The organism is Klebsiella sp. Sb-30 (genome assembly GCF_057652795.1).
In genome coordinates this window covers 418,250-439,074 of record NZ_CM172749.1, presented here as the reverse complement: position 1 = coordinate 439,074, position 20,825 = coordinate 418,250, and the positions used below count along the sequence as shown (strand labels likewise).

20 protein-coding genes are annotated in these 20,825 nt (G+C 56.1%); 6 read left to right on the top strand and 14 right to left on the bottom strand.

The features are described from left to right. Positions 1–58: 58 nt before the first annotated feature. Entirely contained in the window at positions 59–463 is a 405-nt protein-coding gene (locus AC236I_RS01975; protein ID WP_004868418.1) for an OsmC family protein, read from the bottom strand. A gap of 306 nt (positions 464–769) precedes the next feature. Here AC236I_RS01975 and crp point away from each other — a divergent pair, with 306 nt between their 5' ends. Then, positions 770–1,402: a cAMP-activated global transcriptional regulator CRP gene (crp, locus tag AC236I_RS01970; protein WP_000242758.1), complete on the top strand. Its 633-nt coding sequence runs from the start codon at positions 770–772 to the stop codon at positions 1,400–1,402. A gap of 52 nt (positions 1,403–1,454) precedes the next feature. After that, positions 1,455–3,533 carry a YccS/YhfK family putative transporter gene (locus AC236I_RS01965; protein ID WP_065907156.1) on the top strand — a complete coding sequence of 693 codons (2,079 nt, stop codon included), beginning with the start codon at positions 1,455–1,457 and terminating at the stop codon, positions 3,531–3,533. Here the strand turns inward: AC236I_RS01965 and argD are convergent. The 5 genes from argD to ppiA all read right to left on the bottom strand — a co-directional run bounded on the left by argD (position 3,523) and on the right by ppiA (position 6,865). Beyond that, on the bottom strand, positions 3,523–4,743 hold the full coding sequence (gene argD, locus AC236I_RS01960) for a bifunctional acetylornithine/succinyldiaminopimelate transaminase (RefSeq protein WP_004868421.1): 1,221 nt from the start codon (positions 4,741–4,743) through the stop codon (positions 3,523–3,525). The two genes, AC236I_RS01965 and argD, sit on opposite strands and share 11 nt — an antisense overlap. An 89-nt stretch (positions 4,744–4,832) precedes the next feature. Beyond that, on the bottom strand, positions 4,833–5,396 hold the full coding sequence (gene pabA, locus AC236I_RS01955) for an aminodeoxychorismate synthase component 2 (protein ID WP_004868423.1): 564 nt from the start codon (positions 5,394–5,396) through the stop codon (positions 4,833–4,835). 44 nt (positions 5,397–5,440) lie between these two features. Beyond that, positions 5,441–6,031 carry a putative adenosine monophosphate-protein transferase Fic gene (locus tag AC236I_RS01950; RefSeq protein WP_004868424.1) on the bottom strand — a complete coding sequence of 197 codons (591 nt, stop codon included), beginning with the start codon at positions 6,029–6,031 and terminating at the stop codon, positions 5,441–5,443. Beyond that, positions 6,021–6,188 carry a YhfG family protein gene (locus tag AC236I_RS01945; protein WP_015585620.1) on the bottom strand — a complete coding sequence of 56 codons (168 nt, stop codon included), beginning with the start codon at positions 6,186–6,188 and terminating at the stop codon, positions 6,021–6,023. Before AC236I_RS01945 ends, AC236I_RS01950 begins: the two co-directional genes overlap by 11 nt. A gap of 107 nt (positions 6,189–6,295) precedes the next feature. After that, positions 6,296–6,865, bottom strand: a complete 570-nt coding sequence (gene ppiA / locus AC236I_RS01940) for a peptidylprolyl isomerase A (RefSeq protein ID WP_099844392.1) — start codon at positions 6,863–6,865, stop codon at positions 6,296–6,298. Positions 6,866–7,141: 276 nt separating this feature from the next. Between ppiA and tsgA the strand changes: the two genes are divergently transcribed. Next, entirely contained in the window at positions 7,142–8,326 is a 1,185-nt protein-coding gene (gene tsgA, locus AC236I_RS01935) for an MFS transporter TsgA (RefSeq protein WP_004868431.1), read from the top strand. Here the strand turns inward: tsgA and AC236I_RS01930 are convergent. After that, the gene (locus AC236I_RS01930; RefSeq protein ID WP_015585619.1) at positions 8,323–9,648 is read right to left on the bottom strand and encodes a cytosine deaminase; all 1,326 of its coding nucleotides are present in this window, start codon (positions 9,646–9,648) and stop codon (positions 8,323–8,325) included. The two genes, tsgA and AC236I_RS01930, sit on opposite strands and share 4 nt — an antisense overlap. Positions 9,649–9,887: 239 nt before the next feature. Here AC236I_RS01930 and nirB point away from each other — a divergent pair, with 239 nt between their 5' ends. The 3 genes from nirB (at position 9,888) to cysG (ending at position 14,283) form a co-directional block, all read left to right on the top strand. Beyond that, the gene (nirB, locus tag AC236I_RS01925; RefSeq protein ID WP_354626086.1) at positions 9,888–12,431 is read left to right on the top strand and encodes a nitrite reductase large subunit NirB; all 2,544 of its coding nucleotides are present in this window, start codon (positions 9,888–9,890) and stop codon (positions 12,429–12,431) included. After that, positions 12,428–12,754, top strand: a complete 327-nt coding sequence (nirD, locus tag AC236I_RS01920; RefSeq protein ID WP_004868437.1) for a nitrite reductase small subunit NirD — start codon at positions 12,428–12,430, stop codon at positions 12,752–12,754. Before nirB ends, nirD begins: the two co-directional genes overlap by 4 nt. A gap of 155 nt (positions 12,755–12,909) precedes the next feature. Further along, positions 12,910–14,283 carry a siroheme synthase CysG gene (cysG, locus tag AC236I_RS01915; RefSeq protein ID WP_004868439.1) on the top strand — a complete coding sequence of 458 codons (1,374 nt, stop codon included), beginning with the start codon at positions 12,910–12,912 and terminating at the stop codon, positions 14,281–14,283. 120 nt (positions 14,284–14,403) lie between these two features. Here cysG and trpS read toward each other — a convergent pair whose 3' ends face one another. The 7 genes from trpS to aroK all read right to left on the bottom strand — a co-directional run bounded on the left by trpS (position 14,404) and on the right by aroK (position 20,799). Further along, positions 14,404–15,408, bottom strand: coding sequence for a tryptophan--tRNA ligase (trpS, locus tag AC236I_RS01910; RefSeq protein ID WP_015585618.1), 1,005 nt, complete (start codon positions 15,406–15,408; stop codon positions 14,404–14,406). After that, complete coding sequence (gph, locus tag AC236I_RS01905; RefSeq protein WP_004868442.1) at positions 15,401–16,162, bottom strand: phosphoglycolate phosphatase; 762 nt, start codon at positions 16,160–16,162, stop codon at positions 15,401–15,403. The genes trpS and gph overlap by 8 nt, the downstream gene beginning before the upstream one ends. Next, on the bottom strand, positions 16,155–16,832 hold the full coding sequence (gene rpe / locus AC236I_RS01900) for a ribulose-phosphate 3-epimerase (protein ID WP_004868444.1): 678 nt from the start codon (positions 16,830–16,832) through the stop codon (positions 16,155–16,157). Before rpe ends, gph begins: the two co-directional genes overlap by 8 nt. A 16-nt stretch (positions 16,833–16,848) precedes the next feature. After that, complete coding sequence (gene dam / locus AC236I_RS01895; protein WP_004868446.1) at positions 16,849–17,673, bottom strand: adenine-specific DNA-methyltransferase; 825 nt, start codon at positions 17,671–17,673, stop codon at positions 16,849–16,851. Positions 17,674–17,750: 77 nt separating this feature from the next. Further along, the gene (gene damX / locus AC236I_RS01890) at positions 17,751–19,043 is read right to left on the bottom strand and encodes a cell division protein DamX (RefSeq protein ID WP_044347761.1); all 1,293 of its coding nucleotides are present in this window, start codon (positions 19,041–19,043) and stop codon (positions 17,751–17,753) included. Positions 19,044–19,127: 84 nt separating this feature from the next. Beyond that, entirely contained in the window at positions 19,128–20,222 is a 1,095-nt protein-coding gene (gene aroB / locus AC236I_RS01885; protein ID WP_004868451.1) for a 3-dehydroquinate synthase, read from the bottom strand. 55 nt (positions 20,223–20,277) lie between these two features. Next, positions 20,278–20,799 (bottom strand): shikimate kinase AroK, encoded by a 522-nt coding sequence (gene aroK / locus AC236I_RS01880; protein WP_004868452.1) that lies wholly within the window; start codon positions 20,797–20,799, stop codon positions 20,278–20,280. Positions 20,800–20,825 lie beyond the last annotated feature (26 nt).

The window sequence follows — 20,825 nt, the reverse complement described above, 5'->3', positions numbered from 1 at the left end:
GCGCCGGCCTGCAAGACGGTGTCAACCCGGTAAGCATCGCGCCACCGGGTATCTGGCATTACGCCTCTACCACCTCAAACGAATGGGTGATGTTCACCGCTTTTTGCAGCATCAGCGCCACCGAGCAGTATTTCTCCGCCGACAGATCCACCGCACGGGAGACGGCCGCATCTTTCAGCTCCTTGCCGGTGACAATAAAATGCATGTTGATATGGGTAAACAGACGCGGCGCCTCTTCCCGACGTTCAGACGTCAGCTTGACTTCACAGTTAGTCACGTTGTGACGACCTTTCTGCAAAATAGACACGACATCGATCGCGCTGCATCCGCCCGCCGCCATCAGCACCATCTCCATTGGGCTTGGCGCTTTATCTCCGGAGTTGCCGTCCATCAGAATCTGGTGACCTGACGCCGACTCTCCGATGAAGGTTAACCCTTCAACCCATTTCACACGAGCTTGCATAAAATTTAACTCCAAGGTTGCAATTTTCCTGACAGATTACGCGTACATAACAATTCTCGCAACGGAAGGCGACCTGCATCATGCTGAAGCGAGACACCAGGAGACATGCGGCAAAAGCTATGCTAAAACAGTCGGGATGCTACAGTATTACATTGATGTACTGCATGTATGCAGAGGAGTTCACATTACAGGCTGAAGAAAAATCACCAGCCCGTTTCCCAGGCATAGGGAAACAATACGATTGCATGCCCGGATGCCGTGTAGTGTCGGCACCCGGAGATAGCTTATAACAGAGGATAACCGCGCATGGTGCTTGGCAAACCGCAAACAGACCCTACCCTCGAATGGTTCTTGTCTCATTGCCACATTCATAAGTACCCATCTAAAAGCACGCTGATCCACCAGGGTGAAAAAGCAGAAACGTTGTACTACATCGTCAAAGGCTCTGTGGCTGTGCTCATCAAGGATGAAGAAGGTAAAGAGATGATCCTCTCTTACCTCAACCAGGGCGATTTCATCGGTGAATTAGGCTTGTTTGAAGAAGGCCAGGAGCGTAGCGCCTGGGTACGTGCGAAAACCGCATGTGAAGTGGCCGAAATCTCCTACAAAAAATTCCGTCAGCTCATTCAGGTTAACCCGGATATCCTGATGCGCTTGTCGTCGCAGATGGCTCGCCGTCTGCAGGTGACCTCAGAAAAAGTGGGTAACCTTGCCTTCCTCGACGTCACCGGGCGCATCGCTCAGACGCTGTTGAACCTGGCAAAACAGCCGGATGCGATGACCCACCCTGATGGTATGCAAATTAAAATTACCCGTCAGGAAATTGGTCAGATTGTTGGCTGTTCCCGCGAAACCGTTGGCCGTATCCTGAAGATGCTGGAAGATCAGAACCTGATCTCCGCACACGGTAAAACTATCGTCGTATACGGTACGCGTTAAGTCGATAAAACGGCGTATTGCTTGCGCAATACGCCGTTTTTGTTTTCCCTCTATGTGGCGCAGGCTGATTTACCACCCGGAAGTCAACTATGCACTGCGGCAAACGCTGGTGTTGTGTTTGCCTGTCGCAATCGGCCTCCTCCTCGGTCATTTACAGCAAGGTCTGCTGTTCTCGCTGGTGCCCGCCTGCTGTAACGTCGCCGGTCTGGATACGCCGCACAAACGTTTTTTTAAACGCTTGATTATTGGCGGTTCGCTGTTCGCCGGCTGCAGTCTGGTCGTCCAGCTTCTGCTTCAGCAGGCGATCCCGCTACCTTTGATTCTCAGCGGCCTGGCGCTGCTGCTCGGCGTGACGGCGGAGATCAGCTCTCTGCACGCCAGGCTTCTGCCCGCTTCGTTGATTGCCGCGATCTTTACCCTGAGCCTTGCCGGAAACATGCCCGTCTGGGAGCCACTGCTGATCTACGCCCTCGGGACGCTGTGGTACGGTCTGTTTAACTGGTTCTGGTTTTGGCTATGGCGCGAGCAGCCGCTGCGCGAATCGCTGAGCCTGCTCTATCGCGAGCTGGCTAACTACTGCGAAGCCAAATACAGCCTGCTGACCCAGCATATCGATCCCACCACTTCACTGCCGCCGCTGCTCACGCGCCAGCAGAAGGTGGTGGACCTGATCACCCAATGCTACCAGCAGATGCATATGCTGGCGGCGAACCAGCGCAATGACCACAAGCGCCTGCTGCGGGCGTTTCAGATGGCGCTGGATTTGCAGGAACATATCTCCGTCAGCCTGCACCAACCCGAAGAAGTACAAAAACTGGTAGAACGCAGCCATGCCGAGGCGGTGATCCGCTGGAACGCGCAAACCGTTGCCGCTCGCCTGCGGGTGCTGGCCGATGACATCCTGTACCACCGCTATCCGCGGCGCTTTAACATGGATAAGCAGATCGGCGCGCTGGAGAAAATTGCCTGGCAGCATCCGGACAACCCGGTAGGGCAGTTCTGCGCCTGGCACTTCAGCCGAATAGCCCGGGTGCTGCGTACCCAGCGCCCGCTGTACGCTCGCAACCTGATGGCGGATAAAGAGCGCCGTCTGCCGCTGCTGCCCGCGCTAAAAAACTATCTCTCGTTAAAATCACCGGCGTTACGTAACGCTGCGCGTATCTGCGTGATGTTAACGGCCGCGAGCCTGATGGGAAGTGCCCTGAACCTTCCCAAGCCTTACTGGATCCTGATGACGGTGCTTTTTGTAACCCAAAACGGCTACGGCGCGACGCGGGTACGTATCGTCCATCGGGCGGCAGGTACGCTTGCCGGTCTGGCCATCGCCGGACTGGCGTTGCACTTCCATGTCCCGGAGGGTTATACGCTCTCCGCGATGCTGCTCGTCACGCTGCTGAGCTACCTGATTATCCGCAAGCATTATGGCTGGGCGATGGTTGGCTTTACCGTGACGGCGGTGTATACCCTGCAGCTTCTGACGCTCAACGGCGAGCAGTATATTGTCGCCAGGCTTATCGATACGCTTATCGGCTGCCTTATCGCCTTTGGCGGCATGGTCTGGCTATGGCCGCAATGGCAAAGCGGGCTACTGCGTAAGAACGCTCACGACGCGCTGGAAGCCGATCAGGAAGCGATCAGGCTGATTCTTAGCGACGATCATCAGGCTCCGGCGCTGGCCTATCGCCGGATGCGCGTCAATCAGGCGCATAACTCGCTGTATAACTCGCTGAATCAGGCCATGCAGGAACCCGGTTTTAACACACACTATCTTGACGACATGAAACTGTGGGTCACCCACAGCCAGTTTATTGTTGAGCATATCAACGCGATGACCACCCTGGCCCGCGAGCATACGATGCTGACGCCGGAGCTGGCCCGACGCTATCTGGAATCTTGTGAGATTGCGCTCCAGCGTTGCCAGCAGCGGCTGGATTCCGATGGTCCCGGCAGCGCTGGCGATGTCAATATTATGGAGTCGCAGGATGTGGAGGTGAGCCGGGGGCCGTTAAGTACGATGGAGCAACATCTGCAGCGGATCCTCGACCATCTGAACACCATGCACACCATCTCCTCGGTGGCATGGCGTCAGCGCCCGCATCACGGCATCTGGCTACGCGCGATTAAGCGTTAAGAACCTGCTTTACCGCCTGGGCAAAGCGGGCCATGCCTTCGGCAATATCCTGCTCGTCGATGACCAGCGAAGGGACAAAGCGCATCACATCCGGCCCGGCATTCAGCACCATCACGCCGGCATCTGCCGCGGCATAGAGAAAATCACGAGCCCGGCCCTTATACTGCGGCTTAAGCTCCGCGCCAATCAACAGCCCCATACCGCGGATATCGCTGAACAGGTCAAACTGCGCGTCAATTTGCTGGAGATGCTGCACAAACAGCTCGCGCTTCGCCTTCACGCCCTCCAGCACCTCCGGGGTATTAATCAGGTCAAATGCCGCCCCGGCCACGGCGCAGGCCAGCGGGTTACCGCCGTAAGTCGAACCGTGGGAACCGGCGTGGAATGCGCTGGCAATATCGTTGGTGGTCAGTACGGCGCTGATCGGGAAGCCACCGCCCAGCGCTTTGGCGCTGGTAAGAATGTCCGGCGTCACGCCATAGTGCATATATGCAAACAGCGAACCGGTACGCCCCATGCCGCACTGAACTTCATCAAACACCAGCAGCGCCTGATGCTCATCGCAGAGTTCGCGCAGTCCTTTCAGGAACGCCGGCGTCGCCGCCATCACGCCGCCTTCTCCTTGAATCGGCTCCACAACCACCGCGCAGGTATGATCGTCCATAACGGCCTTAACCGCATGCAGATCGTTAAACGGCACGTGGATAATGTCCGCCGGTTTCGGGCCGAAGCCATCAGAATATTTTGGCTGCCCGCCCACCGATACCGTGAACAGCGAACGGCCGTGGAAAGCATTATGGAAGGCGATGATTTTGGTCTTATACGGGCTGTGACGGGTAATGGTGTAGTGGCGCGCCAGCTTGAACGCCGTTTCGTTCGCTTCGGTGCCAGAGTTCATGAACACCACGCGTTCGGCGAAGGTGGCCTCCACCAGCTTACGACCCAGACGCAGCGCCGGCTCGTTGGTAAAGACATTGCTGGTATGCCACAAGGTTTCGCCCTGCTCATGCAGCGCCGCGACCAGAGCCGGATGACAATGACCTAACGCCGTCACCGCAATCCCGCCCGCGAAATCAACGTACTCTTTGCCCTGCTGATCCCATACGCGGCTACCTTTACCTTTGACCGGGATGAATTCTGCCGGTGCATAAATCGGCAGAATAACTTCATCGAATGTGGCGCGGGTAATTACCGGTTGCTCAGTTGCCATGTCATGCCATCCTTCTTCGTTATGCGGTCATTATTGTGATAATCTAATCACAAAATATGCATAAAAAATCAGTCAATGGCAACTACAAATCATCGATTGAGGAAGTTTGCCAGCAGTTGATGTCCCTGCTCGCTGAGAATACTTTCCGGGTGGAACTGTACCCCTTCGAGATCCCACTCCCGATGGCGAATCGCCATAATCTCTCCGCTTTCACTGCGGGCCGTCACCTCAAAGCATTCAGGAAGCGTCGCGGGATCAATCAGCAGAGAGTGGTAGCGAGTAACGGTCAGCGGATTATTCAGCCCCTGAAAGACCCCCTGCCCGTTATGATAGATGGGAGAAGTTTTGCCGTGCATCACTTTCGCCGCTCGCACGATAGTGGCCCCAAAGACCTGGGCGATGGCCTGATGGCCAAGACAAACGCCCAGCAGCGGAACCTGACCGGCATAACGAGCAATCACCGCCAGCGAAATGCCTGACTCATTTGGCGTACAGGGCCCGGGAGAGATCACGATTTTCTCCGGCATCAACGCCGCGATCTCCTCAAGCGTCAGCTCATCATTGCGCCTGACCAGCACTTCCGCCCCCAGTTCACAGAAGTACTGGTACAAGTTCCAGGTGAAAGAATCATAGTTGTCGATAAGCAGGATCATAGCGGCTCCGGAAAGAATAAAACCGGGCTATTCTACTCAGATTCTCACGCTTCGCTTACCACTTTGCGAAAGATCCGCTCAAGGGGTTCGGGATCGCCCATCGCCCCCAGCTGGTTAGCCTGGCTCCAGCTATCGGGGTCGATATCCCGCCAGTCGAGCACAAACCCGGCGTGAAGAGCCAACTGTTCAAAGAAAATTCGCTGAACCAGGCCGCTACCGACGCGAAACGGGTGCAGGACGTTGATTTCCCCGTAGTACCAACTCAGACGCGTGACGAACGTCGCGCGGCTGATTCCGCTGAGGTAGCCCTCTTCCTCCAGCGCCCGCATCAGCGCATTGCCCTCTTTCTCAATCCACGCAAAATGGCAGAAAGGAGTATCCCCCTGATAGATATCGACTTCTCTGAATTGCCCCGCCCAGTCGAAGATATCCTGATAGAGCTGATGATGAATGAAACAGAGGTAGGGTAGCCCGCGGCCGCGCGGTCCCAGCGGCAGCGTCGCCGCACGCAGGGAGGTGATTTCCCAGGCCGTTTGCTCCAGCCGCTGCGCCTGACGAATACCGAGACGGTTACGCATCACATTGAGCGCAGGGTAGAGGTAAGGGTCGCGATCGTCGCCATATTTACTGCTCATGGCGCCTCCTGATCTCGGCAAGACGCGCCAGCGCTTGCTCGGCAGTCAGCGTCACCAGCGGGATCGCTGCCCCCTCCAGGCGACGGCTGGCCTGAAAATTCACATTGCGGGTCTGTTCCCAGAGCTGGGATTTTTGCTTATCGGTGAGTGAACGCATGCTCGCCTCCCTTATCGTCCCCTGTTTGCCACAAGTATAAGCAGCAATTTCAGGTTACGCAGAGAGGCCGACGAGGCGCGGGCAATGTTACCCGCGCACAGAAAGGCTTACGGCAGGACTTTTGCTGAGAGGATAACGACAGGTTTGGACGGTACATTCTGGTACGGTCCGACGTTGTGCGTCTGAACCTGGGAAATCTTATCCGCCACGTCCATGCCTTTCACCACTTTGCCGAAGACCGCATAGCCAAAATCACGCTGCCCGTGGTCAAGGAAGGCGTTGTCCGCAATGTTAATGAAGAACTGGCTGGTAGCGCTGTCCTGTTCGGCGGTACGCGCCATTGCGATAGTACCGCGGGTATTGCGCAGACCGTTATCGGCTTCGTTTTTAATCGGCGGGTTCGGCTGCTTCTGCTGCATCTGTTCGTTAAAGCCGCCGCCCTGCACCATGAAGCCCGGAATCACGCGATGGAAGGTCGTATTGTTATAGAAGCCGCTGTTCACGTACTTCAGGAAGTTATCCACGGAAATCGGTGCTTTCTGGCTATTTAACTCCAGCTCAATATTGCCCGCAGACGTCGTCAGCAGTACATGAGGATCGCCCTTCGCTGCCATTGCCGGAGAGAAAGCTGAAATGGCGAAAACGGCAACCACCGCCGCCAGAGTTGATTTGAGCATGGGAATTCCTTAACGGAGCAGAATAAAAAGCAAGTGCTTTGATTCTAAAGAGCCTTTGCATCCTGGGCCAGCCTTTTACCTAATTTTACGTAGCTGAAATAGTTGTTACGGCGCACGCATTGACCAGCGCGATAAATAAAGGCGATCCAAATCACACTAATCCATGCAAAAAGCATTTCATTGCATAATAAACGTTTGCTTACATCACTCGAATGAATAAAATCTGTCCGCCCTGGCGCAGTCAATGCGCTTTACATTTCTATTCACAGGCCAGTCATGACTAACAGCAATCGTATCAAGCTCACATGGATCAGCTTCTTTTCCTACGCCCTCACCGGCGCGCTGGTGATCGTCACCGGAATGGTGATGGGAAATATCGCCGATTATTTCCATTTGCCCGTCTCGAGTATGAGCAACACCTTTACTTTCCTCAACGCCGGTATCCTGATCTCTATCTTCCTGAACGCCTGGCTGATGGAAATTGTGCCGCTGAAAACCCAGCTGCGTTTTGGCTTCATTCTGATGGTCCTGGCCGTTGCCGGGCTGATGTTTAGCCACAGCCTGGCTCTGTTCTCCGCATCCATGTTCGTTCTGGGGCTGGTCAGCGGGATCACCATGTCGATCGGGACCTTCCTGATCACCCACATGTATGAAGGCCGCCAGCGTGGCGCGCGTTTGCTGTTTACCGACTCCTTCTTCAGCATGGCGGGGATGATCTTCCCGATGGTCGCCGCATTCCTGTTGGCCCGCAGTATCGAGTGGTACTGGGTTTATGCCTGCATTGGGCTGGTCTACGTTGCCATTTTTATTCTGACCTTCGGCTGTGAGTTCCCGGTTCTTGGCAAAAAAGCACAGCAGGATAACCAGCCGGTCGTGAAAGAAAAATGGGGCATCGGCGTGCTGTTCCTCGCAATTGCGGCGCTGTGCTACATCCTCGGTCAGCTGGGCTTTATCTCCTGGGTACCGGAGTATGCCAAGACCCTGGGCATGAGCCTGGCCGATGGCGGTAAGCTGGTGAGTGATTTCTGGATGTCGTACATGATTGGTATGTGGTCGTTCAGCTTCATCCTGCGCTTCTTCGACCTGCAGCGCATCCTGACCGTACTGGCTGGTCTCGCCACCGTGCTGATGTACCTGTTCATCAACGGTTCACCGGAGCATATGCCGTGGTTTATTCTGACCCTCGGCTTCTTCTCCAGCGCGATTTACACCTCGCTTATTACGCTGGGTTCGCTACAAACCAAAGTCGCGTCGCCGAAACTGGTGAACTTTGTACTTACCTGCGGCACCATCGGCACAATGCTGACCTTCGTGGTGACCGGTCCGATTGTGGCTGCCAGCGGCCCGCTGGCAGCGCTGCACACCGCTAACGGCCTCTACGCCGTGGTCTTTGTGATGTGCTTAATCCTTGGCTTCGTCTCCCGCCACCGCCAGCACAACGCGGCTGCGGCCTCCCACTAAGCCTTTGTTGGCCCCTTTGCGTCAGTGAAGGGGCTGTTTCGACTAAAGAACAGCTCCTCTCCTCCTCTGTCGGTCTGGATCCAGGTCTGCGCCAGTTGCGTTGTGGCAATCACCCGTCCCTGACGAATCGACCAGCGAACCGGTACCTGACAGCGAACCGCTTCAAAGCCATTCTCCGCCGGCAGAATAACCAGATTCGCGGGATAGCCCGGCACAATACCGTAATCGTGCAGACCAAAGGTGCGGGCGCTGTTGTCGGTAATCAGCTTCAGCCCATCGTTAATCTGCTGATAGCCCATCAGTTGACAGACATGTAACCCCATATGCAGCACCTGCAGCATATTGCCGGTGCCCAGCGGGTACCACGGGTCGAAAACATCATCGTGACCGAAACAAACGTTAATACCCGCCGCCATCAGCTCCTTCACCCGGGTGATACCACGGCGCTTTGGATAATCGTCGAAACGCCCCTGGAGATGAATATTGACCAGCGGGTTAGCAACAAAGTTGATTCCCGAGAGCTTTAGTAACCGAAACAACCGCGAAGTATAGGCGCCGTTATAGGAGTGCATCGCGGTGGTATGGCTGGCCGTAACCCGTGGGCCAATGCCCTCTTTCAACGCCAGAGCCGCCACCGTTTCGACAAACCGCGACTGCTCGTCGTCAATTTCATCGCAGTGAATATCCAGCGGGCGTTGATACTGCTGCGCCAGACGGAACGCGATATGCAGCGATTCCACGCCATACTCGCGGGTAAACTCAAAGTGCGGAATGGCGCCGACCACATCGGCCCCGAGCCGCAGGGCCTCCTCCAGCAAGGCCTCACCATTGGGGTAGGATAAGATCCCCTCCTGGGGGAAGGCGACTATCTGCAAATCTACCCATGGCGCTACCTCCTGTTTCACCTCCAGCATCGCCTTTAATGCCGTCAACGTCGGGTCAGACACGTCAACGTGCGTGCGGACAAACTGAATCCCGTTGGCGATTTGCCATTTCAGCGTCTTCCACGCCCGGGCCTTCACATCTTCGTGACTCAATAGCGCCTTACGTTCTGCCCAGCGCTCAATCCCCTCAAACAGCGTCCCGGACTGGTTCCAGTTTGGCTCGCCGGCAGTTTGGGTGGTATCGAGATGAATATGCGGTTCAATAAATGGCGGGATCGCGAGCCCACCGCGGGCATTGAGCACTTCATAACTTTCGCTGCGCGCATCGCCCATCGGGGTGATATCGCCAAAACAGCCTTTATCTATCGCGATCTGCCATAGCCCTTCGCGATCGGGCAAACGTACGTTCTCAATCAACCAAAGCGGAACTGCTGTCATCTTGATGACTCCCGTGAATATGCCGTTTTTTCGCCCAACCCATAAACATTCCCCCGCATCCATTTTGTACACAAAAGCAACAACAAGGAAAAGCCTGAGTTTTCCATAACTTATAAAAATCCAGGAAAATCATAAGCATACCCATTAAGTGGTAGGCGCGGGCGATCTTGATTTGTATCAATAAGTGTACTGGCTGAATCGTTAAGGTAGGCGGTAATAGAAAAGAAATCGAGGCAAAAATGAGCAAAGTCAGAATCGCTATTATCGGTAACGGCATGGTTGGCCATCGCTTTATCGAAGAGCTTCTTGATAAGGCGCCTGCCGGACAGTTCGACATTACCGTGTTCTGTGAAGAACCCCGTATCGCTTACGACCGCGTCCACCTGTCGTCTTACTTCTCCCATCACACCGCCGAAGAGCTCTCGCTGGTCCGTGAAGGTTTTTACGAGAAACATGGCGTTAAAGTCCTGATCGGTGAACGCGCTATTACCATTAACCGCCAGGAGAAAGTGATTCACTCCAGCGCGGGACGCACCGTATTTTACGACAAGCTGGTGATGGCGACGGGTTCCTATCCGTGGATCCCGCCAATCAAAGGCGCGGACACTCAGGACTGCTTTGTGTACCGCACCATTGAAGATCTGAACGCGATTGAATCCTGCGCACGTCGCAGCAAACGCGGCGCCGTCGTCGGCGGCGGCCTGCTGGGCCTCGAAGCCGCCGGCGCGCTGAAAAACCTCGGCGTGGAAACCCACGTCATCGAATTTGCCCCCATGCTGATGGCCGAACAGCTGGATAATATGGGCGGCGAGCAGCTGAAGCGTAAAATCGAAAGTATGGGCGTGAAGGTCCATACCAGCAAAAACACCAAAGAGATTGTCCAGCAGGGCAGCGAGGCCAGAAAAACCATGCAGTTCGCCGATGGCAGCGAGCTGCAGGTTGATTTTATCGTCTTCTCAACCGGTATTCGTCCACGCGATAAGCTGGCGACCCAATGCGGTCTGGCCGTGGCGCAGCGTGGCGGTATCGTGGTCAATGACACCTGCCAGACCTCCGATCCGGATATCTATGCTATCGGCGAATGCGCCAGCTGGAACAACCGCGTCTACGGTCTGGTGGCGCCGGGTTATAAAATGGCCCAGGTGACCGTCGACCATCTCCTCGGCAACGACAACCGCTTTATCGGGGCCGATCTCAGCGCCAAACTGAAGCTGCTTGGCGTTGACGTGGGCGGCATCGGCGATGCGCATGGCCGCACGCCTGGCGCCCGCAGCTACGTCTATCTTGATGAAAGCAAAGAAGTCTATAAACGACTGATCGTCAGCGAAGACAATAAAACCCTGCTTGGCGCGGTGCTGGTCGGAGACACCAGCGATTACGGCAATCTGCTGCAGCTGGTGCTCAACGGTATTGAACTGCCGGAAAACCCGGACTCGCTGATTCTGCCGGCACACGCCGGCAGCGGTAAGCCGTCAATCGGCGTCGATAAACTGCCGGACAGCGCGCAAATCTGCTCCTGCTTCGACGTGACTAAAGGGATGCTGATTTCCGCCATCAACAAAGGCTGCCATACCGTCGCCGCGCTGAAAGCAGAAACCAAAGCCGGTACCGGCTGCGGCGGCTGTATTCCGCTGGTGACCCAGGTGCTGAACGCGGAGCTGGCGAAACAGGGGATCGAAGTGAACCACAATCTGTGCGAACACTTTGCCTACTCCCGCCAGGAGCTGTTCCACCTGATTCGCGTAGAAGGGATTAAAACCTTCGAAGAGCTGCTGGCGAAACACGGAAAAGGCTACGGCTGCGAAGTGTGTAAGCCGACCGTTGGCTCTCTGTTGGCCTCCTGCTGGAATGAGTACATTCTCAAGCCTCAGCATACGCCGCTGCAGGATACGAACGATAACTTCCTCGCCAATATCCAGAAAGACGGGACCTATTCGGTTATCCCGCGCTCCGCCGGCGGCGAAATTACGCCGGAAGGTCTGGTGGCCGTAGGGCGCATCGCGCGCGAATATAATCTCTACACCAAAATCACCGGTTCCCAGCGTATCGGCCTGTTCGGCGCGCAAAAAGACGACCTGCCTGAAATCTGGCGTCAGCTGATTGAAGCGGGCTTCGAAACCGGCCACGCGTATGCCAAAGCGCTGCGTATGGCGAAAACCTGCGTCGGCAGCACCTGGTGCCGCTACGGCGTCGGCGACAGCGTGGGCTTCGGCGTCGAGCTGGAAAATCGCTACAAAGGCATCCGTACGCCGCATAAAATGAAGTTTGGCGTCTCCGGCTGTACCCGTGAATGTGCGGAGGCGCAGGGTAAGGATGTGGGGATTATCGCCACCGAGAAGGGCTGGAATTTATATGTCTGCGGCAACGGCGGGATGAAGCCGCGTCACGCCGACCTGCTGGCTGCCGATCTCGACCGCGAAACGCTGCTCAGCTATCTCGATCGCTTTATGATGTTCTATATCCGTACCGCCGATAAGCTGACGCGTACCGCGCCGTGGTTAGACAACATGGAAGGCGGCATCGACTACCTGCGTAGCGTCATTATCGACGACAAGCTGGGCCTGAACGCCCACCTGGAAGAAGAGCTGGCGCGTCTGCGTGCCGCTGTCGCCTGTGAGTGGACCGAGACGGTCAACAATCCGGCGGCACAAACCCGCTTCAAACACTTTATCAACAGCAACCAGCGCGACCCGAATGTCCAGGTCGTACCGGAACGCGAGCAGCACCGTCCGGCGACGCCGTATGAGCGTATCCCGGTCGCTCTGGTGGAGGAGAACGCATGAGCCAGTGGGTAAACATCTGCAAGATTGACGATATTCTGCCTGCAACCGGCGTCTGTGCGCTGCTGGGTCAGCAGCAGGTCGCCCTGTTCCGGCCTTACCATGACGATCGGGTCTATGCGATCAGCAATATCGACCCGTTCTTCAATGCCAGCGTGCTGTCGCGAGGCATCATTGCCGAGCATGAGGGTGAGCTGTGGGTCGCCAGCCCATTGAAGAAACAGCGCTTCCGTCTGCGCGACGGCCTGTGCATGGAAGATGCAAGCCACTCCATTGCGCATTTCGATGCGCGCGTGAAAGACGGCAACGTTCAGCTGAAGGCATGATGCCCTGAGGTTCCCGCCGCGCTCCGGCGGGAACCATATTTTCTTCTTATGCCAACTAAGCGGTAGGCGCCCGAAAAATCGTATATTGTGCCAACCCTCTGCTGCTATGCTACGACCGCTTATCCCTCTCCCACTGCTTGCTGCGAGGATGTTCCGTGGATCACTTACCTATTTTTTGTCAGCTGCGCGGCCGCGACTGCTTACTGGTCGGCGGCGGTGATGTTGCCGAACGCAAGGCGCGCCTGCTGCTCGATGCCGGCGCCAGAGTCACGGTCAACGCGCTGGGGTTCTCGCCGCAGTTCCATGTGTGGGCCGATTCACAGATGCTGACCCTGGTGCAAGCGCCGTTCACCCCGACGCTTCTCGACACCTGCTGGCTGGCCATCGCCGCCACCGACGATGAGGATGTCAATCAGCAGGTCAGCGACGCGGCAGAGGCACGGCGGATATTCTGTAACGTGGTCGATGCGCCGCAGCAGGCCAGCTTTATTATGCCGTCGATCATTGACCGCTCGCCGCTGATGGTCGCGGTCTCCTCTGGCGGTACCTCACCGGTGCTGGCGCGGCTGCTGCGGGAAAAGCTGGAGTCGATTCTGCCGCTCCACTTAGGCCAGCTGGCCCACTATGCCGGCCAGCTGCGGTCGCGGGTGAAAAAACAGTTTGCGACGGTCGGCGAACGTCGACGTTTCTGGGAAAAGCTGTTCATCAACGACCGTCTGGCGCAATCGCTGGCCAATGAAGACCGCCAGGCCGTTGCCGATACTACCGAGCAACTGTTAACGGAGCCGCTGGATCACCGTGGCGAAGTGGTGTTGGTCGGCGCCGGTCCCGGCGATGCCGGGCTGCTGACTCTCAAAGGGCTCCAGCAGATCCAGCAGGCGGACGTCGTGGTGTATGACCGCCTGGTCTCTGACGACATTATGAATCTGGTACGTCGCGACGCCGATCGGATTTTCGTCGGTAAACGCGCGGGCTATCACTGCGTGCCGCAGGAAGAGATTAACCAAATCCTGCTGCGCGAGGCGCAGAACGGACGTCGCGTGGTGCGCCTGAAAGGTGGCGATCCCTTTATTTTTGGCCGCGGCGGCGAAGAGCTGGAAACCCTGTGCAACGCCGGGATCCCCTTCTCGGTGGTACCAGGAATTACCGCGGCTTCAGGCTGTTCCGCCTATTCAGGTATCCCGTTAACCCATCGCGATTTCGCCCAGGGCGTCCGCCTGATCACCGGCCATCTGAAGACAGGCGGCGAGCTGGATTGGGAAAACCTGGCGGTAGAGAAGCAGACGCTGGTGTTTTATATGGGGCTGAACCAGGCCTCTGCTATCCGGGAGAACCTGATTGCTCACGGCATGGCGGCGGATATGCCCGCGGCTATCGTTGAGAACGGCACGGCGGTCAGCCAAAGAGTCGTCGCCGGCACCTTAGATCGGCTGGATGTTCTGGCGCAGCAGATGGCCAGCCCGGCGCTGATTATCGTGGGCCGCGTGGTCAGCCTGCGCGACAAGCTGAACTGGTTCTCCCATCACTGATACTGACGTTTCGGGTTCGGCTCGCGGACCCCGAGAAACTGACCGGCAAACGTCGCATATGCTGAAAATACAAAAGGGCGGGATTGACCCGCCCTTTTCTGTTTCTCGCCCGGCTATCGCTTACGGCTTAGCCACAAAACCAATGGCTTCATAGACCGCTTTCAGCGTTTGCGACGCGCGAGCGCTGGCTTTTTCCGCCCCGTCTCTCATCACCTGATTGAGGAACGCTTCGTCGTTACGGAAGCGGTTATAGCGCTCCTGCAGTTCCAGCAGCATACCGGACACCGCATCAGCCACTTCGCCTTTCAGGTGACCATACATTTTGCCTTCGAAATGTTGCTCCAGCTGCGGAATACTCTGCCCGGTGACGCCCGAGAGGATATCCAGCAGGTTGGAAACACCGGCTTTATTCTGCTGGTCATAGCGAACAACAGGCGGCTCGTCACCGTCGGTCATTGCACGCTTAATCTTCTTCACCACCGATTTCGGGTCTTCCAGCAGGCCGATCACGTTATTGCGGTTGTCGTCTGACTTGGACATTTTCTTTGTCGGTTCAAGCAGGGACATCACGCGAGCGCCGGAGGCAGGAATAAACGGCTCAGGCACTTTAAACACCTCGCCGTAAAGGGCGTTGAAGCGCTGCGCGATATCGCGGCTCAGCTCCAGGTGCTGTTTCTGATCTTCGCCAACCGGAACCTGGTTGGTCTGATACAGCAGAATGTCCGCCGCCATCAGCACCGGATAGTCAAACAGACCGGCGTTAATGTTTTCCGAATAGCGCGCGGATTTGTCTTTGAACTGGGTCATACGGCTCAGTTCACCGAAATAGGTGTAGCAGTTCAGCGCCCAGCCCAGCTGCGCGTGCTCCGGCACGTGCGACTGAACGAAGATGGTGCTTTTCTCCGGGTCGATACCGCATGCCAGGTAAAGCGCCAGAGTATCCAGCGTCGCTTTACGCAGTTTCTCAGGATCCTGACGCGCGGTGATGGCATGCAAATCTACGATGCAGTAGATGCAGTGATAATCATCCTGCATGCTCACCCATTGACGCAGCGCACCCATATAGTTGCCAATGGTCAATTCACCTGAGGGCTGTGCGCCACTAAAAACGATGGGCTTAGTCATTTTTCAATTCCTGAGTTTCACTATACGGTAGCCCAAGAGCGGGCAAGAGTTCATTAAACTGGTCAAAGATATAGTCCGGTTCGCTGAGCGCGATCGACTCGCCGTAGTTATATCCGTAGGTCAGCCCGATGGAGCGGCAGCCCGCGGCTTTAGCCGCCTGGATATCATTACGTGAATCACCAACGAACAGCAGCTCAGCAGGCGCCAGGCCCAGCTTCTGCGCCACAAGCAGCAGGGGATCCGGATGGGGTTTTTTATTCTTCACATCATCGCCGCCGATGACGACCGTAAAATACTTCGCGATATCCAACGCGTCCAGAATTGGCGCAACGAACGGCGTCGGCTTGTTGGTCACCAGCGCCAGCGGCAGGCCTTTCGCATGCAGTGCGCCAAGCGTATCAGCCACCGCCGGGAACAGAAAACTGCCTTCTTCCGCCGCTTCAGCATAGTAGCGATCGAACAGCTTACGCAGCACCATCAGCTGCTCTGCCTGTGGAATATCGTCATGATCGACGGAGGGTTTCCCCATCGCAGCACGCTGGGTTGCGCGTTCCTGACGCGCCCAGCTCAGGGCCCGCTCCATCAGAACATCCGCACCGTTGCCGATCCAGGTTACGACGCGCGCCTCGCCGGCCATCGGTAGCTCCAGCGCATAGAGCGCGCTATCAACCGCCGCTGTCAAACCCGGCGCGCTATCGACCAGCGTGCCGTCAAGGTCAAAGGCGACACCGCGAACAGAGTGTAATTTATCCATGACTAACCTTTGCTAATTCACTACGCATTTGATCGATAACCTCCTTGTAGTCCGGACGATCGAAAATCGCCGAACCGGCAACAAACATATCTGCGCCTGCCGCCGCAATATCCGCAATATTACTGACCTTCACGCCGCCGTCGACTTCCAGACGAATATCATAACCCGACGCATCGATGCGCTGACGCACTTCGCGCAGTTTATCCAGAGTCTGGGGGATGAAGGACTGACCGCCGAACCCCGGGTTAACGGACATCAGCAGAATAACGTCCAGCTTATCCATCACATAATCAAGGTAGCTCAGCGGCGTGGCCGGGTTAAACACCAGACCGGCTTTACAGCCATGTTCTTTGATCAGCTGCAGGCTGCGATCGACGTGCTCAGAGGCTTCCGGGTGGAAGGTGATGATGCTGGCGCCCGCCGCGGCGAAATCAGGAATGATGCGGTCGACCGGTTTCACCATCAGGTGCACGTCGATCGGGGCGGTGATGCCATAGTTGCGTAGCGCTTTCAACACCATAGGGCCGATGGTCAGATTCGGCACGTAGTGGTTGTCCATCACGTCAAAGTGCACAACGTCCGCACCTGCAGCCAGCGCTTTGGCGGTATCCTCGCCCAGGCGGGCAAAATCAGCCGACAGAATCGAAGGGGCAATCAAATACTGCTTCATCCGCATCTCCTTGAAATTATTTAGTCTTGGGCGGACGGTAAAGAGCCAGAAGCTCGTCCACCTTCTTTCGTGTACCACCGTTGCTGCTGATACTGCGTCGAACTTTGACGACATGCAGTTTAGCCTGACGATACCATTCGCGCGTGAGCGCCGTATCGTGGTTGGAAATCAGAACCGGAACCCGCTGCTCCAGCAGGTTCTCCGCCAGCTGCGCCAGATGGGCCTGCTGCTCGGCGTTAAAGCTGTTCGTATGATAGGCCGTAAAATTGGCGGTAGACGATAATGGCGCATACGGCGGATCGCAATAGACCACCGAAGAACCGTCCGCGCGCGCCATACTGTCGGCATACGACTCACAGTAGAAGTACGCATTCTGCGCCTTCTGGGCAAAATGATACAGCTCAGCTTCCGGGAAGTAGGGCTTCTTATAACGGCCGAACGGTACGTTAAATTCGCCGCGCAGATTATAGCGACACAGGCCATTGTAGCCATGGCGATTCAGATACAGGAACAGCACCGCACGACGCAGCGGATCCTGACTTTGGTTGAATTCAGTACGGAACTGATAGTACTGCTCTGCCGCGTTATTCTCGGGCGTAAACATTTCACGCGCCGCCGCAACGTACTCATCCGTCCGCAATTTAACGATGTTGTAAAGACCGATCAGGTCGCTGTTGATGTCCGCCAGAATATAACGAGAAAAGTCGGTATTAAGAAATACCGACCCTGCGCCAACAAAGGGCTCAATCAGACAATCGCCTTGCGGCAAGTGTTTCTTTATATCGTCAAGCAGGGGGTATTTACCCCCTGCCCATTTCAGAAAAGCGCGATTCTTTTTCATGCTGCCTAACTAATTACCACATTCTCCGGCTGTGGAGAAAGCTCCGACAGCACCCTGCGCTTAAGACTACACCGCACTTACTTCAGATCGGCCTGAACCTGATGCAGCGGTTTCGCCCACGGGTTTTTCGCCTGCACATCCGCTGGCAGAGTGGCTACAGCACGCTTCGCTTCATCTTTCGAAGCGTAGATACCGCTGACCAGTACATACCATGGCTGACCGTTACGCGTGGTCTCGTAGACGACATATTTATCCAGCTTCTCTTTCTTCGCCCAGCTATTCAGGTTGTTGTAGTTGGAGGAGCTGCTGAGTTGCAGAGTGTAGTTACCCGACGGCGCCGCTTTCATCGAGCTGACATCACCCGCTGTTTTACCCCCGGCAGTTGCAGCCGGAGCCGCCGTCGCCGCAGCGGTAGCCGCTGGTGCGGTCGCGGTTGTCGTTGTCGTCGGAGCCGGCTTCGTCGTCTGTGCGGTGGCAACAGGTTTGCTCGGCTGAGCGACAGGCGCTTTCACCGGCGCAGCCGCAGCGGTGCTTTCAACACGCTTCGGCTGAACAGGTTTCGCTTCAACCGGCGCTTTCGCCACTGGTTTCGGCTCAATCACCGTATGCTTACGCTCTACCGGACGCGGAGCGGCGGCAGTCTGACGTTCAGTTGTTGCCTGACGCGGGGCGGCGCCATTACGGACAGGAGCAACGGTCGCCGGTTCAGTCGGCAGCGTAGAGTTCGCTACGGCGCTGTCAATCTGGCCCTGCTGCTGAGTCAAGGCATTATTCAGGTCGCCCTGCACCTCAACACGCTGCTGTCCCTGCGGCTCAGCGCTAGTCTGACCCTGAGTCGGATTAGAGGCGATCGGCGGCAGAGAAACATCCTGCTGCGGGTTGTTTGCCGTGGTCTGGTCCTGAGCGACAGGCTGGCCATTGCCAGACTGTCCATTGTCAGACTGATCGCCTGACAGGTTAATGCTCTTTTCGCCTGACGCGGTTTGTTCACTGGAAGAGGATGGCGATTTCAGTGCAGAGCCAATGCCAACGATCAGCAGCAGCAGCACGAGAATCCCCACCCCCATCATAATATACTGGCGGGAGGCTGGCTTCGCGGGCGCTTTCTTACGCTTGCGCGGACGACGCTCAACCTGCTGCTCTTCCGACTCTTCGTCTTCTTCAGACTCTACGTCCGCTTCATACTCTTCTTCATCGCGCTCACGGCGTGCTTTGCTGGCGCGCGTCGGACGGCTGTCGTCCGCATCAAGATCGACATCATCAAAATTGATCTGCGGATCGCTATCGCGCTCGGAAGATTGACGGGAACGACCAGTACGACGATCGCTGCGATCGGCTTTCAGATCATCTTCTGGTTTTAATTCATCCATTTAACACCCCACTAAAAGGCTTATGCTCACGACTATTGCATGTCACCTGAAATGATAACGCCGCGCGGACGCGGCTAGACCTTCTTATTGTTGCGCTAGCTGAGTATCAGCAATCGCGCCAAGAACAACATCATGCGACACTCCGCCGCGAACTTCGCTTTTCCCTATTGCCAGCGGTAGCACCAGCCGCATTTCGCCTGCCAGCACCTTTTTATCACGCATCATGTGGGGCAGATACGCCTGCGCAGTCATCTCCTGCGGCCCACGTACCGGCAAGCCCGCACGCTGCAGCAGCGTCACGATACGCTGTGTATCCTGTGCGCTGAACTGCCCTAATCGCTCGGACGTATGCGCGGCCATCACCATACCGGCAGCAACGGCTTCACCGTGTAGCCAGTTACCGTAGCCCATTTCGGCTTCGATAGCATGACCAAAAGTATGTCCAAGATTGAGTAAAGCACGTAACCCGGTTTCGCGCTCGTCGGCCGCAACAACTTCGGCTTTCAGCTCACAGCAACGACGAATACAGTACGCCATCGCCTTCTCATCAAGCGCCATCAGCGCATCGATATTGCTTTCCAGCCAGCTGAAGAATTCACCGTCGAGGATAATGCCGTATTTGATCACTTCGGCCAGTCCGGAAGAGAGTTCACGGGCCGGCAACGTCTTAAGACAGTTGAGATCGACGACCACGGAAACCGGCTGCCAGAAGGCACCAATCATGTTTTTACCAAGAGGGTGATTGACGGCCGTCTTGCCGCCGACCGAAGAGTCCACCTGCGACAGCAGGGTGGTTGGAACCTGGATAAAACGCACGCCGCGCTGATAGCTAGCCGCGGCAAAGCCGGTTAAATCACCGACCACGCCGCCGCCGAGCGCCACCAGAGTGGTGTCACGGCCGTGCGGTTTTTGCAGTAAAGCGGTAAAGACCGAGTCCATCACCGTCAGGCTTTTGTACTGCTCGCCGTCGGGTAGAATGACGCTATCTACGTTAACCCCCGCCTGCTCCAGTACAGAGCGAACGTTATCCAGATAAAGCGGCGCCAGCGTTTCATTGGTGACCAGCATAACCTGGTCGCCTGATTTCAGTGGCTGGAAGGAAGCTGGATCGTTAAACAAACCAGCCGCGATGGTAATCGGGTAACTACGTTCCCCGAGGGTTACAGTAAGCCTCTCCATAACGCGACGTCCACCTCAGTTGCTTTTTACTCTGACGCTCTTTATTAAGCCAGAATCAATTGCTTTCCAGCATATGAATAATCTGGTTTGCCACTACTTTTGCGCTCTGATCGTCGGTACGGATAGTGACGTCAGCAATCTCTTCATACAGTGGGTTGCGTTCGTCGGCCAACGCTTCAAGAACTTCGCGAGGCGGCGCTTCAACTTGTAAGAGAGGACGCTTTTTATCGCGCTGCGTACGGGCAAGCTGCTTTTCGATCGTTGTTTCCAGGTACACCACCACGCCGCGGGCGGAGAGACGGTTACGCGTTTCACGGGATTTCACAGAGCCGCCGCCAGTCGCCAGCACAATTCCCTGTTTTTCCGTCAACTCATTGATGATCTTTTCTTCACGGTCGCGGAAGCCGTCTTCACCTTCGACATCGAAAACCCAGCCCACATCTGCGCCAGTGCGTTTCTCAATCTCTTGATCAGAATCGTAAAATTCCATATTGAGCTGTTGGGCTAACTGGCGCCCAATAGTGCTTTTGCCGGCACCCATAGGCCCAACCAGAAAGATATTGCGTTTCTCTGCCATTTTTTCGGTACTACTAAGACTATTCG

What these genes read in the sequence shown, in the direction of transcription:
- pabA (WP_004868423.1), bottom strand. Translation starts at nt 5,396, where the DNA reads ATGATCCTGCTTATCGACAACTATGATTCTTTCACCTGGAACTTGTAC.
- argD (WP_004868421.1), bottom strand. Translation starts at nt 4,743, where the DNA reads ATGGCAACTGAGCAACCGGTAATTACCCGCGCCACATTCGATGAAGTT.
- AC236I_RS01950 (WP_004868424.1), bottom strand. Translation starts at nt 6,031, where the DNA reads ATGAGCAGTAAATATGGCGACGATCGCGACCCTTACCTCTACCCTGCG.
- crp (WP_000242758.1), top strand. Translation starts at nt 770, where the DNA reads ATGGTGCTTGGCAAACCGCAAACAGACCCTACCCTCGAATGGTTCTTG.
- nirB (WP_354626086.1), top strand. Translation starts at nt 9,888, where the DNA reads ATGAGCAAAGTCAGAATCGCTATTATCGGTAACGGCATGGTTGGCCAT.
- trpS (WP_015585618.1), bottom strand. Translation starts at nt 15,408, where the DNA reads ATGACTAAGCCCATCGTTTTTAGTGGCGCACAGCCCTCAGGTGAATTG.
- AC236I_RS01965 (WP_065907156.1), top strand. Translation starts at nt 1,455, where the DNA reads ATGTGGCGCAGGCTGATTTACCACCCGGAAGTCAACTATGCACTGCGG.
- aroK (WP_004868452.1), bottom strand. Translation starts at nt 20,799, where the DNA reads ATGGCAGAGAAACGCAATATCTTTCTGGTTGGGCCTATGGGTGCCGGC.
- AC236I_RS01975 (WP_004868418.1), bottom strand. Translation starts at nt 463, where the DNA reads ATGCAAGCTCGTGTGAAATGGGTTGAAGGGTTAACCTTCATCGGAGAG.
- dam (WP_004868446.1), bottom strand. Translation starts at nt 17,673, where the DNA reads ATGAAAAAGAATCGCGCTTTTCTGAAATGGGCAGGGGGTAAATACCCC.
- AC236I_RS01930 (WP_015585619.1), bottom strand. Translation starts at nt 9,648, where the DNA reads ATGACAGCAGTTCCGCTTTGGTTGATTGAGAACGTACGTTTGCCCGAT.
- ppiA (WP_099844392.1), bottom strand. Translation starts at nt 6,865, where the DNA reads ATGCTCAAATCAACTCTGGCGGCGGTGGTTGCCGTTTTCGCCATTTCA.
- gph (WP_004868442.1), bottom strand. Translation starts at nt 16,162, where the DNA reads ATGGATAAATTACACTCTGTTCGCGGTGTCGCCTTTGACCTTGACGGC.
- aroB (WP_004868451.1), bottom strand. Translation starts at nt 20,222, where the DNA reads ATGGAGAGGCTTACTGTAACCCTCGGGGAACGTAGTTACCCGATTACC.
- nirD (WP_004868437.1), top strand. Translation starts at nt 12,428, where the DNA reads ATGAGCCAGTGGGTAAACATCTGCAAGATTGACGATATTCTGCCTGCA.
- damX (WP_044347761.1), bottom strand. Translation starts at nt 19,043, where the DNA reads ATGGATGAATTAAAACCAGAAGATGATCTGAAAGCCGATCGCAGCGAT.
- rpe (WP_004868444.1), bottom strand. Translation starts at nt 16,832, where the DNA reads ATGAAGCAGTATTTGATTGCCCCTTCGATTCTGTCGGCTGATTTTGCC.
- tsgA (WP_004868431.1), top strand. Translation starts at nt 7,142, where the DNA reads ATGACTAACAGCAATCGTATCAAGCTCACATGGATCAGCTTCTTTTCC.
- AC236I_RS01945 (WP_015585620.1), bottom strand. Translation starts at nt 6,188, where the DNA reads ATGCGTTCACTCACCGATAAGCAAAAATCCCAGCTCTGGGAACAGACC.